The organism is Alcaligenes faecalis (assembly GCF_002443155.1).
GTDB classification, from domain to species: Bacteria; Pseudomonadota; Gammaproteobacteria; order Burkholderiales; family Burkholderiaceae_B; genus Alcaligenes; species Alcaligenes faecalis.
Map to the genome: position 1 here is coordinate 458,240 of NZ_CP023667.1, position 14,014 is coordinate 472,253.

The 14,014-nt window shown below is 55.9% G+C and carries 10 protein-coding genes and 3 tRNA genes; 3 read left to right on the plus strand and 10 right to left on the minus strand.

Annotation, left to right across the window (positions count from 1 at the left end):
* Window positions 1–74 precede the first annotated feature (74 nt).
* The 3 genes from CPY64_RS02175 to CPY64_RS02185 form a co-directional block, all read right to left on the minus strand.
* Window positions 75–151, minus strand: a tRNA-Asp gene (locus CPY64_RS02175).
* A gap of 20 nt (window positions 152–171) precedes the next feature.
* Window positions 172–247: transfer RNA gene (locus CPY64_RS02180), tRNA-Glu, on the minus strand.
* Window positions 248–274: 27 nt separating this feature from the next.
* A tRNA-Ala gene (locus tag CPY64_RS02185) sits at window positions 275–350 on the minus strand.
* A 557-nt stretch (window positions 351–907) separates the two neighbouring features.
* Between CPY64_RS02185 and CPY64_RS02190 the strand changes: the two genes are divergently transcribed.
* Window positions 908–3,730, plus strand: a complete 2,823-nt coding sequence (locus tag CPY64_RS02190) for a bifunctional diguanylate cyclase/phosphodiesterase (protein ID WP_042483202.1) — start codon at window positions 908–910, stop codon at window positions 3,728–3,730.
* A 65-nt stretch (window positions 3,731–3,795) separates the two neighbouring features.
* On the opposite strand, the gene lnt is transcribed toward CPY64_RS02190, so the two are convergent.
* From lnt to miaB, 5 genes are all read right to left on the minus strand, one after another.
* The gene (lnt, locus tag CPY64_RS02195; RefSeq protein ID WP_042483207.1) at window positions 3,796–5,415 is read right to left on the minus strand and encodes an apolipoprotein N-acyltransferase; all 1,620 of its coding nucleotides are present in this window, start codon (window positions 5,413–5,415) and stop codon (window positions 3,796–3,798) included.
* A complete protein-coding gene (locus CPY64_RS02200) occupies window positions 5,402–6,283 on the minus strand; it encodes an HlyC/CorC family transporter (RefSeq protein ID WP_042483210.1) in 882 nt (293 codons plus the stop codon). Before CPY64_RS02200 ends, lnt begins: the two co-directional genes overlap by 14 nt.
* Before the next feature lie 147 nt (window positions 6,284–6,430).
* Window positions 6,431–6,907 (minus strand): rRNA maturation RNase YbeY, encoded by a 477-nt coding sequence (gene ybeY, locus CPY64_RS02205; protein ID WP_080723724.1) that lies wholly within the window; start codon window positions 6,905–6,907, stop codon window positions 6,431–6,433.
* Window positions 6,900–7,895: a PhoH family protein gene (locus CPY64_RS02210; RefSeq protein ID WP_042483213.1), complete on the minus strand. Its 996-nt coding sequence runs from the start codon at window positions 7,893–7,895 to the stop codon at window positions 6,900–6,902. Before CPY64_RS02210 ends, ybeY begins: the two co-directional genes overlap by 8 nt.
* Window positions 7,896–7,898: 3 nt before the next feature.
* Window positions 7,899–9,299: a tRNA (N6-isopentenyl adenosine(37)-C2)-methylthiotransferase MiaB gene (miaB, locus tag CPY64_RS02215; RefSeq protein ID WP_042483216.1), complete on the minus strand. Its 1,401-nt coding sequence runs from the start codon at window positions 9,297–9,299 to the stop codon at window positions 7,899–7,901.
* A gap of 264 nt (window positions 9,300–9,563) precedes the next feature.
* On the opposite strand from miaB, the gene CPY64_RS02220 reads away from it, so the two are divergent.
* Window positions 9,564–9,785, plus strand: a complete 222-nt coding sequence (locus tag CPY64_RS02220; protein WP_042483219.1) for a ParD-like family protein — start codon at window positions 9,564–9,566, stop codon at window positions 9,783–9,785.
* Complete coding sequence (gene map / locus CPY64_RS02225; RefSeq protein WP_042483224.1) at window positions 9,782–10,549, plus strand: type I methionyl aminopeptidase; 768 nt, start codon at window positions 9,782–9,784, stop codon at window positions 10,547–10,549. The genes CPY64_RS02220 and map overlap by 4 nt, the downstream gene beginning before the upstream one ends.
* 595 nt (window positions 10,550–11,144) lie before the next feature.
* Here map and secF read toward each other — a convergent pair.
* Together secF and secD are read right to left on the minus strand one after the other, a co-directional pair.
* Window positions 11,145–12,083, minus strand: coding sequence for a protein translocase subunit SecF (gene secF / locus CPY64_RS02230; protein ID WP_009463846.1), 939 nt, complete (start codon window positions 12,081–12,083; stop codon window positions 11,145–11,147).
* A 52-nt stretch (window positions 12,084–12,135) separates the two neighbouring features.
* The gene (secD, locus tag CPY64_RS02235; protein WP_042483230.1) at window positions 12,136–14,007 is read right to left on the minus strand and encodes a protein translocase subunit SecD; all 1,872 of its coding nucleotides are present in this window, start codon (window positions 14,005–14,007) and stop codon (window positions 12,136–12,138) included.
* Window positions 14,008–14,014: the final 7 nt, after the last annotated feature.

Here is a 14,014-nt window from a genome sequence, read left to right on the forward strand (position 1 = left end):
TAAGTGTCAGGCTTGACGAGGCTTGCCACTTCAAACTGCTAAAACCAGTCTGGGACTGATTTTTGAAAATTTTTTGGCGGAGCGGACGGGACTCGAACCCGCGACCCCCGGCGTGACAGGCCGGTATTCTAACCAACTGAACTACCGCTCCGCAGCGGTTGCCAAGAATTTTGGCGTCCCCTAGGGGATTCGAACCCCTGTACCCACCGTGAAAGGGTGGTGTCCTAGGCCTCTAGACGAAGGGGACAGGACTCTACAGCTAATCTTCGTTTTTTGGTGGAGGTAAGCGGGATCGAACCGCTGACCTCTTGCATGCCATGCAAGCGCTCTCCCAGCTGAGCTATACCCCCATTTCGGTGTTCTTTTTTGTTGACCACCAACGAAGAATTGAGATTATGAAGGTGTTTTTGCCTTTGTGCAAGTCTTTTGAAGAAAAAAACCAAAATAAAGTAAAAAAATCTTCAGGGGGGCCTGACGGGGAGGGAGGAGCCAGGACGACGACGGGTCTTCCTGATGGGTGGAGGGGTGAAAAAGCGACTTGGAATGAGTATGGGAGATGCTTGTATCTTTTTGTTTTATACGGGTTTTTTGTATCTTATTTGTGTCATAAAATTTCATTTGTGGCGTAATAAAAGGAAATGCTTTCAATTCCTGTCGTCGTTTTTTTGTTCCTTTCAGGGTGCCGTAATTCCCTGCTTAGGCGCATAAATGAAGGGTTTATGAGAAATTTGCGCAGCTCTGTAATCTAATGATGTTATGCTTCGTTGAGTAACATTTCACCTGCAATAATTACGTTTTGTAGGCCGATCTCTTAGCCTGCATTTTTTTATTTAATGGCGCTATGTCAGCAAAGCAGTGCATATCATCACCTCTGCCAGTTCCAGTGGATGCACAAAGACGAATCAGTTTGAGTGCTTTGCTGATTTGGGTGCTGTTGGTCTGGCTGTTGTTGATCTCGGCAACGGTTACTGTCATTTACAAGCAAAATCAGGCGGAAACTCGTCAGCAGGTCAGTAGCGGCCTCTTGCGTCAGCTCTCTGACATCAGCTATTCCGTGGCCTTGGCCGCGCCCGCCAGCTCGACTCCCGCTCGTTTGCGCCAATTGGACCAACAGTTCCAAGGGGTGGTGCATTTGCTTCGGGAAGGGGGCATGGTTGATGGAGTCATGTTGCTGCCACTGGACAAACCCTTGCTGGGCCTGGTGTCCCAGCTGACCAATGAATGGCAACGGCGTTTGATGCGCCTGGATTTCCCGGTCAGCTCGGAGCAAGTGCTTTTGCCTGCCGCCAGTCTGAACGCGGAAGACTCCCTGTTTCGCCACAACACCCAGCAATTGCTGGATGCCTTTGACGCCTCGCGCGAAAGCATGCGTGCCCAGCATCGCTGGAACGTGTTTTTCATGCTGAGCCTGGATTTGGTTGCGCTGTGCCTGTCTTACTTCATGTTGCGAGCCTGGGCCGCTGAGCCTTTGCGACAGCTGATGGCGCAAGGGCGAGCCTTTACGACTGGCAACTACCGGGCCAAAAGTACCAGTGCCGGCACTAGTGAAACGCGTTATCTGTCACAAATACTGAATTCCTGCGGTTTGCAGATTCAGCAGCTGGATGCTCAGCTTTCTATTCAGCAACGCAATTTATCCCAGCTCAACGCCCTATGTCGCAGTTTGAGTCACAACCCTTTATTGGGAGTTTATTTATCCCGTGATGGCCGCTTTGATTTCGTCAATAAAAAGCTGGCCGAGACATTGGGATATAGCCGCGCGCAATTGCGTCAGGAGTTCACGGTTGATCAGGTTTTTCTGGCGCCGCGATTTCCTTCCTTGACTCAGGTGGTGCCCGATTCGCGATCTGGCGGCAGCAGCTTGCGCTATGAAACGCGGGCACTACGCTATGATGGCAAATCCATTGATGTAGAAATTTGCGCTATTCCCATTCAGCTGGACGGCCGTATGGGAATGGTAGCGGTGGTGCAGGACATCACCACGCGGGTACGCAACGAAGTGACAGGCCGTCTGGCCGCTGTGGTATACGAGAACACTTGCGAAGCAATCGTGGTGACGGACCGTTTTGGTCACGTGGTGGATGCCAATCCGGCTTTTAGCCGTATTACGGGTTATGAGCTGGACGAAGTGCGCGGCCGCACCCTGTCTATCTTGAACTCCGGCCGTCAGGACAACGAGTTCTACCGCAAGATGTGGCGCGAGATTTCAGAAACGGGACGCTGGCAGGGCGATATCTGGAATCGTCGCAAGAATGGCGAAGATTTTGCCGAACGCTTGACGATCAGCACGGCCTGGAATCCGGATGGCACGGTGTATCGCCATATTGGCTTGTTTACCGACATTACCAGTCATAAAAAGCGTGAAGCGCAGATGTGGAAGCAGGCACATTACGACCATTTGACTGGCTTGCCCAATCGTCAGATGTTCCAGGATCGCTTGCAGCAAGCTCGCGAACAATCCCGCCGTACCGGTTTGCCGTTTGCGCTGATTTTCATGGATCTGGATTTTTTCAAGGATGTGAACGACTCCCTGGGGCATGAGAAGGGTGATGTGCTGTTGCAGGAAGTGGCCCAGCGTTTGCAGCGCTGCGTACGGGTAACGGATACCGTGGCCAGGATAGGCGGGGATGAATTTACCGTCATTATTTCGGATATCAGTGATACCTCCATTGTGGAGCGCACCTGTCGCTGCCTGTTGGACACCATTGAAGAACCCTTCCAGTTGGGCAAGAACTCGGTATCAGTCTCTGCCAGCCTGGGCATTACCCTGTTCCCCGAAGACGGTGATGATGCCGGTCAGCTGTTGAAAAATGCGGATATGGCCATGTATGCCGCCAAGGCTTGTGGCCGCAATCAATATTGTCGTTTCTTGCCTGCCATGAGCGAAGCCGTGGAAGCACGTTTGCGTTTCTCCCAGGACTTGCAGAAAGCCTTGAGCGAGCAGCAGTTTCAGCTTTATTACCAGCCTATCGTGGATCTGCGTACGGGGCGTGTCACGCGTGCCGAGGCCCTGATTCGCTGGGAGCACCCGCAGCTGGGCTTGGTGCCGCCATCAGAGTTCATTCCTTTTTCCGAAGATTCCGGGCTGATTGTCCTGATTGGTGAATGGGTTTTCGAGACAGCTGCCCAGGCTGCTGTCGTGCTACGGCAGGAGCTGGACCCGGCTTTCAGGGTCAGCTTGAACGTGTCGCCTGCGCAGTTCAAGTTGAATGGCTCTTGCGCGCGCGGTTGGGTGGAGTATTTGCAGAATCAGGGCATCCCGGGGGATGCGCTGGTCGTGGAAATTACCGAACGCTTGTTGCTGGACGACCAAGGGCAAGCCTTGCAGCAGTTGCGCTCCTTGCGTGAGTACGGCATGAGCGTGGCGCTGGATGATTTCGGCACGGGGTATTCGTCCCTGTCGCACCTGAAACGTTTTTCCATCAATGTGCTCAAGATCGACCAGTGTTATATCCGTAATCTGGCCTTGAGCAGTGAAGATCTGGTGCTGACCCAAGCCATGATCGTCATGGCTCAAAAGCTGGGTTTACGCGTCGTGGCCGAAGGGGTAACCAGCCACGAGCAGCTGGATTTGCTCAACAACGCGGGTTGCGATTTCATGCAGGGCTATTTGTGCTCCACGCCTATCCCGGCCGATGAGTTCGTGGATTGGTGCAAGACCTGGAATCGGGAGCATGCCGGCGGCTTTGCAGGGCGGCTCAGTGCAAATGCGCCACAGACTTTACAGTAGGCAGCGGGGCCTTCGAAGCCAAGCTGTCACTGGTAAAGCCTGTGGGGGGATGAATCCTTGATCGTTCAAGGCTGACGGCGAGAGCGCCAGGCAAAAAGAATCAGCAACAGACCTGCCCAGATCAAGAAGGGCAGATTGCCGTACTTCACATAGGGAGTCAGGCCCGTAGTGCCCTGGACTTCCACATCCAGCACGCCCGGGGTCAGGGGCGGCAGAACCGCACGAATACGGCCATAAGGATCAATGGCTGCCGTCATGCCGGTATTGGTGGCACGTAGCATGGGGCGGCCGGTTTCCAGAGCCCGCATGCGCGAGATCTGCAAGTGCTGGCTCAAGGCCCAGGAATCGCCAAACCAGCCCAGATTGCTGATGTTCAGCAGCAAGGTAGCGCCTTCCTGGCCGGGGCTGCCTTGTACGGCCTGGATGATCTCTTCACCAAACACGTCTTCATAGCAGATGTTGGGGGCCACACGGCCTTCCGCCATCTTGAAGGGCGCTTGCGGCAAGGCGCCGCGATGGAAATCTCCTAGCGGAATGTTCATCATGTCCACAAACCACTGAAAGCCGGTGGGGATGAACTCGCCGAAAGGCACCAGATGATGCTTGTCGTAATAGCTGGCCGTGCTGTTGATGATGTCCTGGGGTTGAGTCTCCGGGCTGATCAACAAGGCGCTGTTGGTGTAGCTCAGCTTGCCGTTGACAGTGCCACGGTCCATGGGCACGCCCAGTACCAGATTGGCCTGATGGCGCTGTGCCAGCTCTGTCCAACGCAGCCAGAAGCTGGTTTCCAGACGGTTTTGCAAAACAGGGATAACCGTTTCAGGCAGCACAATCAGTCGTGGAGCGTCTTCAGGAGACTTGGCCGGTAAATTGGCCAGCTCGTAGTAACGCTCTATGCCTTCACTCATATTGGGACCGAACTTGGCGCTTTGGTCGATATTGCCTTGCACCAGACGGGCAATAAAGGGCGCGCCATGGGGCTGAACCCAGGCAATATGCGGCAGGCTGATACCGATCAGGCCAAAAATCATGGCAATACCAATGCCGATCGCGCTGGAAGGGCTTTGGTTCTTGTCTTTGGAAGCGGCAAACTGTGCAATCACGGCGGCGCTGAAGGCCGATAGCCAGGCCAGACCATAGACGCCGATAACGGGTGCCCAGCCGGTAAACATCCCTTCCGCGTGGGCGTAGCCGATATTCAGCCAAGGGAAGCCAGTCAGCAAATTGCCACGTAGCCATTCGCTAAGTGCCCAGCAGCTTGCCCAGCCTGCTGATAACAACAATCGTGGTAGCCAGGCATCACTATCGTGATTGGGGCGCAGCTTTTGCCAAACTGCCGAAGCCAGAGCCGGGAAGACGGCCAGGGCCGCGGCCAGCAGCAAAACGCCCAGGGCGGCCATCCACGAGGGCATACCACCATACTGGTGCATGCTGATGTAAAGCCAGTAAATCCCTACGCCAAAATGACCCAGTCCGAACAAATAGCTGCGACCAAAGGCTTGACGCACGGACTTTGCAGCCATGATCTGTGAGCAGGCAATGGCCAGCAAGGTGATCTGGTAGAAGGGCAGAATCCAGGATGGCAGTGGGCCAATGGAGAAGGACAGGGCATGCAAGCCCCCCAGGACCAGCAATAAAGCGACGCCAAGCGCCTGGGGTAAAGGTTTGGAATCAGGCTTGTTCAAGATTAGGCTCGGCGGGTGTGGCTCGCTGAACGTGCAACCATAGGGCTCGCTTGGCATCGGCACGTACAACGGTGATGCTGATGCCATCAAGCTGGGCCACATCGCCCCGGCGAGGGATATGTCCCAATTCGGACGCTAGCCAACCACCCACGGTGTCAAAGTCATCGTTAGGCAGGCTGGTCTGGAAAGCTTCGTTGAAATCCGGGATTTCAGTCAGGGCCATGACACGCCAGCTGTCGGGGCCGGCCTGGAAAATGGTCTGCTCGGCATCTTCATCGTATTCATCTTCGATGTCGCCCACGATTTGTTCCAGTACGTCTTCCATGGTGACCAGACCTGCTGTGCCGCCGTGCTCGTCAATAACGACGGCCAGATGATTGCGGCTGCCACGGAACTCGTGCAGTAAGACGTTAAGGCGCTTGGTCTCGGGGATAAATACGGCAGGACGGATCAGCGGACGCAAATCCAGTGTGGGATTGGCAATCGACAGCAGCAAATCCTTGGCCAGCAGGATACCGATGATATTGTCGCGCTCCGTCTCGTAGATCGGAAAGCGGCTGTGGCCCGTCTCAATAATGATGGGCAGCATTTCGGTCAAAGGCTTGGCGATGTCCAGCATATCGATCTTGGAGCGGGGCACCATGATATCGGCCACGGTCTTGTTGGCCATATCCAGCGTTCCGGCGATCATGGACAGCGATTCGTCGTCGATAACTTTGCGGGCGTGGGCCGCAACCAGGACAGACTTAAGGTCTTCTCGGTCTTCGGGTTCGTGACGCCGATTGAAAAAAGCACTTAAGCGAGAGATGGGATTGTTTGAGCTGGCCTTGGAAGGGCGGGGCTCGGGGTCGGGAGCAGAGTCTGACATTGTCCGAAGGACGAGTTAAGGAAGAATCAAGCATAACCGAAAAATGATGACAAGGTATGTACCTGTCATCATTCGGAATGCGCGCAGGGCGGTGAGTATCAAGGCTGTTTTATGATCGCCGGGTGCAGGCGACCGGGACGGGCGAGTCTAGCGTTCCTGATACGGATCGGGGATGCGAAGGCTGGCCAGCACGGCTGTTTCCAGTGCCTCCATGTCCTCGGCCTCGTCCTCTTCAATGTGGTCGTAACCCAGGGAGTGCAGACAGCCGTGCACAACCAGGTGGGCTGCGTGGTGCAGAAACGGTTTGTGCTGTTCCTGGGCTTCACGCTTCAGAACGGGCAGGCACAACACGATATCCCCGCTGACCACGCCATCTTCGTCCTGACCATATTCAAAGGTCAGTACATTGGTGGCGTAATCGCGTTCCCGGTAGCTTAGGTTCAGGCTTTGGCCTTCTTCGGCGTCCACAATGCGCAAGGTGGCGGACAGGGCGGTGAAGCGATCTTCGGGGTGGATACGTTCGACCGCCATATCAATCGTGCGCTGCATCCAGCGGCGGATACGGGAGCGGCTCAGCTCGGGACAATCAACAGCGTACTGGACGCTTAAGGACAGATCAGGCATCACCAGCTCGTTCGTAGGCGTCCACAATTCGCGCAACCAGAGGGTGGCGCACCACATCGCGGCTGCTGAAACGTGAGCAGGAAATACCCTGCACGTTTTCCAGTACCTTGACGGCATGATTCAAGCCACTGCGCTGACCTTTGGGCAGATCCACCTGGGTGGGGTCGCCGGTAATCACGGCCTTGCTGCCAAAACCGATGCGGGTCAGGAACATTTTCATTTGTTCCGGCGTGGTGTTCTGGGCTTCGTCCAGAATCACAAAAGCATGGTTCAGCGTGCGGCCACGCATATAGGCCAGCGGTGCAATTTCGATGATTTGCTTCTCGAACAGACGCTGGACTTTCTCCACGCCCATCAAGTCATACAGAGCGTCGTACAGAGGCCGCAGATAGGGATCGACTTTTTGCGCCAGATCGCCGGGCAAAAAGCCCAGACGCTCCCCCGCTTCTACAGCGGGCCGTGTCAGCACCAGACGGTGCACGGATTCACGTTCCAGCGCATCAATGGCGCAGGCCACCGCCAACCAGGTCTTGCCGGTACCGGCCGGGCCTATGCCGAAGTTGATGTCGTTGTTCAGGATGTTGCGCAGGTATTCGCGCTGCCCGGGCGTGCGGGGACGCAGATCACGCTTGGCGGTACGCAGGGAGATTTCTTCCTGGCCAACGGGAGGCAGCTCGGGCAAGGGCTCGGGCTTTGCCTCTTTTTCGTGACTGCGGCTGGCGCCCAGTTCCACCAGACCCAGCTGAATATCGTCAATATTCAGCGCGCGGTGCACCGCGCGCGAATGGAACCAGTCAATGGCCTTGGCAGCCTCCTCCGCGCGCTCGCCTTCAATCGAAACATGGCTGCCACGCCGACGCAAGGTGACGTCGTAGGCAATGGCAATCTGCTTGATGTTCTCGTCCAGAGGGCCACACAGATTGGCCAGATGGGTATTGTCCCCGTCCAGGCGCAAGGCAGTGGGCATGCGGCGGCGTTGGCTAGTCATAGATCAGGCTCCTGCAACCCGGTCATGGGTCACGATTTCTCCGCGCAGGGTGTTGGTCAGTACTTGGGTTACGTGCACATCCACAATTTGTCCAATTAGGCGAGGATCGCCGGGGAAGTTGATGATGCGGTTGTTTTCGGTACGGCCTTTCAGTTCCGAGTCGTCTTTGCGCGAGGTGCCTTCGACCAGAATACGTTGCACGCTGCCCACCATGGCCTGACTGATAGCCTGGGCTTGTTCGTTGATTTGCGCTTGCAGCCGGTGCAGGCGGTCCAGCTTTTCTTCTTTGGTGGAGTTGTCTTCCAGGTCGGCGGCGGGCGTGCCGGGGCGACGGGAATACACAAAGGAGAAAGACTGGTCGAAATTCACATCGCGAATCAGTTTCAGTGTCTTCTGGAAATCTTCTTCCGTCTCACCGGGAAAGCCCACGATAAAGTCCGAGGACAGGACGATGTCGGGACGGGCCTCGCGCAGGCGGCGGACGATGGATTTGAACTCCAGCGAAGTGTAGCCGCGTTTCATTGCAGCCAGAATACGGTCGCTGCCGGCTTGCACAGGCAGGTGCAGGAAGGGGACCAGCTTGGGCAGATTGCCGTGGGCGGCGATCAGGCGCGAGGTCATTTCCTTGGGGTGCGAGGTGGTATAGCGAATACGCTCGATACCGGGAATCTCGTGCACGTATTCCAGCAGCATGGCGAAGTCGGCAATTTCGCCGGCAACATCGGTAGGGCCACGGTAGGCGTTCACGTTCTGGCCCAGCAGCGTCACTTCACGCACACCCTGGTCGGCCAGGTCAGCTACTTCCATCAGCACGTCGTCAAAGGGGCGGGAGACTTCGGGGCCGCGGGTGTAGGGCACCACACAGAAGCTGCAGTACTTGCTGCAACCTTCCATGATGGACACAAAGGCCGAATAGCCTTCCACTCGTGCCGGGGGCAGGGCGTCGAATTTTTCGATTTCCGGAAAGCTGATGTCCACTTGCGAGCGGCCGCTGTTGCGGCGCTTGACGATCAGTTCGGGCAGACGGTGCAAGGTCTGTGGTCCGAACACCACGTCCACGTAGGGAGCACGACGAATAATTGTGTCACCTTCCTGACTGGCGACACAGCCACCCACGCCAATCACCAGATCGGGATTGAGCGCCTTCAAATGCTGAACCCGGCCCAGATCCGAGAACACCTTTTCTTGCGCTTTTTCGCGCACTGAACAGGTATTGAACAGGATGATGTCTGCTTCTTCGGGGTTGGTGGTCAACTCCACGGGGCGATCCTGATTCAGGATGTCGGCCATTTTTTCGGAGTCGTACTCATTCATCTGGCAGCCAAAGGTGCGAATGAAGAGTTTGCGGGCAGGCTTGGTGGCAGCGTCCGCGCTGGCGGGGGTAGAGAGTGTGGTGTCGGTCATAGAAGGAGCCGTGACGGGTGTATATCCCGCGGGCCATTGAAAATGATGAATCGGGCATTATAACGCCCAGCCTCCCATGAGCCACAAGCAGGCGGGGACTTCGGAGGGAGGACTTGTTGCAGACATGCTGCCACTTTGAGTGGCGGCGGCCTAAAGCAGCCGTGTCAGGGCATCGAGCTGGAGCAGGGTTTTCAGCCAGGTTCTGCTTGCGTCCTGTTTTTGTGGATTATATGATTCGTATATGGATCATATAAGGAACAAGAAATGGGTATCGTGAATATTGATGACGAGTTGCACGACCAGCTGCGCAAGGCGAGTACGGTTTCATGTCGCTCCATCAATGCGCAGGCGGCTTTCTGGATACGTATGGGACTGCTGTGCGAACTGAATCCGACCTTGAGCTTTAACGAGATTGTTGCTCGTGAAATGAAGGCGGCGGGTCTGGGTGAGCCTGCTGTACCGCTGGACCACACGGAGCCAGCATGATCAAGACGGCGGATGAAATTGCCTTGATGGCCGAGTCGGGTCGTTTGCTGGCTCAAGTATTCACGCGCCTGGATCAGTTGGATCTGATTGGCATGAACACCATGCAGGTCAATGATCTGGTCGAGAGCTACATCGTTCAGGATCTGCAAGCTCGGCCCGCCAGCAAAGGGCAATACGGTTATGCCTATGTTCTGAACTCATCGCCCAATCAAGTCGTGTGTCACGGTATGCCGTCCACGACGGATGTGTTGAAAGAGGGAGATATCGTGAACTTTGATATCACCCTGGAGAAGAATGGCTTTATCGCGGATTCCAGCAAAACCTACACGGTGGGGCAGGTTACGTCTGCTGCGCAAAAACTGGTCGATGCGTGCTATATGGCGATGTGGAAGGGTATACAAGCTGTACGTCCCGGCGCAACACTAGGGGACGTAGGATTCGCCATTTCGCAGTACGCGCGCAAGAATGGCTATTCCGTCGTGCGCGATTATTGTGGGCATGGCATTGGGCGAGAAATGCACGAGGCACCCGAGGTTCTGCATTGGGGTACGCCGCGCACAGGCTTGCGATTGAAGGAGGGCATGGTGTTCACCATTGAACCTATGCTGAATCAAGGCGGTCATGCGGTGCAAACCGGGAAAGATGGCTGGACCGTACGTACGTGCGATGGCTTGCTGTCGGCACAGTTCGAGCACACGGTGGCCGTGACAGAAAGTGGTGTGCGTGTATTGACGCTGCGGCCGGATGAAACCATCCCGCATTAATTAAGTCGTCTGCGGCCATTTCGTTCCCCTCACGGTCGGTTTGTCATGTCTTATCCGATCTTTGCTGCTTGTGATCTGAAAATGACTGTGGCAAGTTCTATAGCTTCATGGAAATGAGACTCGCTGTAGGCATCGCTGGAGCTGCTATAGCAGTGAAGTTTTGCCATATTGCCATCGCAGTATCGCTTACTGTATAGCCGTCGTGCCGAAGTATTCCTTCAGATAAATATAGGGTGGCAGGCGTTTGTTTTATTGAGGGCCGGAGCAGGTCGGCCTGGCGGGTCATTCGCCCGTGCTGCGCACGGGTCCCCTTGTCAGAGACCAGATGCGGGCGGGTCGTGAACTCGGAGCGCGGTTTGTCCCCCGGACAAACCGCAAGCGTGCTCCTCAAACAGCACGACCCTTGCACCCCGCATCTGGTCTCTGCCCGTGGCGAATAACCTGACTCGCCCGCCGACCTGCTCCGGCCCTCAATAAAACAAAAAGAGGCTTACTGCTGCCACCCTATTACTTGGAATCCAGCAGCCCTAGAAATAAAAAAGCCCGACATTGTTTTAATGTCGGGCTTTTCTTTAACAGCGACTAAAGAAGCAACTTAGCCTTCTACAACCTCGCCGCCTTCGTCTTTCTTGATCGGCTTGACCAGATCTTCACGTTTCACGCCCAGCCACATGGAAATGGCGGCGGCCACGAACACGGAGGAGTAAATACCAAACCAGATACCGATGGTCAGCGCCAGCGAGAAATTGTGCAGCGTGGGGCCACCGAAGAAGAAAATCGACAGCACCATCATCTGGGTAGAGCCGTGGGTGATGATGGTACGCGAGATGTTCTGGGTGATGGACAGGTCAATAATGTCCGACACCGACATCTTGCGCTGCTTGCGGAAGTTTTCACGGATACGGTCCATCACCACAACGGATTCGTTCACGGAGTAACCCAGCACCGCCAGAACACCGGCCAGCACCGACAGCGAGAACTCCCATTGGAAGAACGCGAAAAAGCCCAGAATGATGACCACGTCATGCAAGTTGGCAATCGCACACGCCAAAGCCAGCTTCCATTCAAAGCGGAAGCCCAGGTACAGCAAGATACCGGCGACCACAAAGGCCAGGGCCATCAAGCCGTTATGCAGCAGTTCCTGCCCCACCTGTGGGCCGACGAACTCCACACGGCGCAGTTCCACGTCCGAGTGTTGCTGCTTCAAGGCCTGGAGCACTTGCTCGCTTTGCTGGGTAGAGTCTTGTCCGTCCAGAACGGGCAAGCGGATCATGATGTCCTGCGACGTGCCGAAGTTCTGTACCTGGAAGTCGGTATAGCCTAGCGACTGAATCGAGCCGCGCACATCTTCAACCTGCACGGTTTGCTGATAGTGCACTTCCATGACCGTACCACCGGTAAATTCGATGGACAGGTGAAAGCCGCGCACAATAATGAAAACAACCGCTGCGATAAACGTCAGAAAACTGATCAGGTTCAGCACCAACGCATGGCGCATGAACGGGATAGTGCGGTGAATACGAAAAAATTCCATGATGCTTTATGCCTGTAGTTGGGCCAGGCCGGTTTGCACCGGCCCCGGCGCTTTACTTCTTGTCCTGTGGCTTCCAGACCTGGCCGATAGAAATCCCTTGCAGGCGACGACGGTTGCCATACCAGAGATTGACCAAGGCACGAACCCCAACCACCGAAGAGAACATGGAGGTCAGAATACCGATCACGTGTACCACCGCAAAACCACGGATGGGACCGGAACCGAAGGCCAGCAAAGCAACACCCACAATCAGACTGGTCAAGTTAGAGTCAAAAATAGTGGCCCAGGCGCGATCAAAACCCAGGTGAATGGCTTGTTGCGGTGAGGCGCCATTGCGTAATTCCTCTCGGATACGCTCGTTGATCAGCACGTTGGCGTCAATGGCCATACCCAGCGTCAGCGCAATGGCCGCAATACCCGGCAAGGTCAAGGTTGCCTGCAGCATGGACAGCACGGCCAGCAGCAAGAGCACGTTGAAAGTCAGGCCAATGGTAGAGAACAGACCAATCAGGTGGTAATACAGCATGATGAAGATCGCAATCGCAATAAAGCCGTAGAGCGTGGCGTTAAAGCCTTGGCGAATATTGTCGGCGCCCAGGCTTGGGCCAATGGTGCGTTCTTCAATAATGCTCATGGGGGCGGCCAGCGAACCGGCACGCAACAGCAGGGAAATATCGGCGGCTTCCTGAGCATTCATGCTGCCGCTGATCTGTACCTGGCCGTTAGGAATTTCGCTGCGGATAACCGGAGCCGTCACCACTTCACCCACGCCGTTTTCAAACAGCACAATGGCCATGCGTTTGTTGATGTTGTTGCGGGTAATGTCGCGGAAAATACGCGAGCCCTTGTTGTCCAGTGTCAGGTTGACGGTGGGCTGCTGGGTTTGCGAATCTCGACCGGGCTGGGCGTCTTGCAGGTTTTCACCCGTCAGGATGACCTGACGACGCAGCAGCAAGGGGGCGCCACCACGTTCGGTGTAGCGCTCCAGACCAAAGGGCACAGTGCCCGAGTTCAACGCGGCAACGGCAGCCGGGGAGTCTTCCACCATGCGCAGTTCCAGCGTGGCGGTACGACCCAGAATTTCCTTGGCCTTGGCTACATCCTGCACACCGGGCAGTTGCACCACGATGCGGTCGGAGCCTTGCTGTTGAATCACAGGTTCGGCCACGCCCAGCTCGTTGATACGGTTGTGCAGGGTGGTGATGTTTTGCTTGAGTGCGTTGGATTGCACCTGAATGGTGGCGGCTTCCGTCATGCGGGCGGTCAAACCGCTATCGCCGGCAGGAGTGAATTCCAGGTCAGGCATGGCGCGGCGCATTTCGGACTGGGCGCGGTCGCGCTCGTCAGCCGACGCAAAGCTCATGCGCAGGGAATGACCATCACGCTCAATGTTGCCCACGGGTACTTTGGCCTCGCGCAGCACGCTGCGGGCATCAGCCACCATGGAGTCGTAGCGGGCTTGCAGTGCGCCCTGCATGTCCACTTGCAGCAGGAAGTGCACGCCACCACGCAAGTCCAGACCCAGGTGCATGGGGTGGGCGCCCAGTGCGGTCAGCCAGGCTGGCGACGCAGACACCAGGTTCAGGGCGACGGTGTAGTCGGGGGCGACCGCCGTGGAGTCCTTGTTCAATTCACGCTCGATCAGGTCTTTGGCCTTGAGCTGAATATCGGTGGACTCAAAACGGAAACGCGCAGTGGCGCTGGGTCCGTTTTGCTCAAAATACGAGCCCGTCGTAGGAATATTGTTTTTCTTGAGCAGCTCTTCAACGTGGCTGATCAGGTTGGTTTCAAGCCGGACCGTGGATTTGGCGCTGGAAACCTGCACAGCAGGAGACTCACCAAACAGATTGGGCAAGGTATAGATCAGGCCGATCGCCAGCGCGACCAAGACGATGACATATTTCCAGAGGGGATAACGATTCATGGGATAT

What these genes read in the sequence shown, in the direction of transcription:
- CPY64_RS02200 (WP_042483210.1), bottom strand. Translation starts at nt 6,283, where the DNA reads ATGTCAGACTCTGCTCCCGACCCCGAGCCCCGCCCTTCCAAGGCCAGC.
- ybeY (WP_080723724.1), bottom strand. Translation starts at nt 6,907, where the DNA reads ATGCCTGATCTGTCCTTAAGCGTCCAGTACGCTGTTGATTGTCCCGAG.
- CPY64_RS02210 (WP_042483213.1), bottom strand. Translation starts at nt 7,895, where the DNA reads ATGACTAGCCAACGCCGCCGCATGCCCACTGCCTTGCGCCTGGACGGG.
- miaB (WP_042483216.1), bottom strand. Translation starts at nt 9,299, where the DNA reads ATGACCGACACCACACTCTCTACCCCCGCCAGCGCGGACGCTGCCACC.
- CPY64_RS02220 (WP_042483219.1), top strand. Translation starts at nt 9,564, where the DNA reads ATGGGTATCGTGAATATTGATGACGAGTTGCACGACCAGCTGCGCAAG.
- map (WP_042483224.1), top strand. Translation starts at nt 9,782, where the DNA reads ATGATCAAGACGGCGGATGAAATTGCCTTGATGGCCGAGTCGGGTCGT.
- secF (WP_009463846.1), bottom strand. Translation starts at nt 12,083, where the DNA reads ATGGAATTTTTTCGTATTCACCGCACTATCCCGTTCATGCGCCATGCG.
- secD (WP_042483230.1), bottom strand. Translation starts at nt 14,007, where the DNA reads ATGAATCGTTATCCCCTCTGGAAATATGTCATCGTCTTGGTCGCGCTG.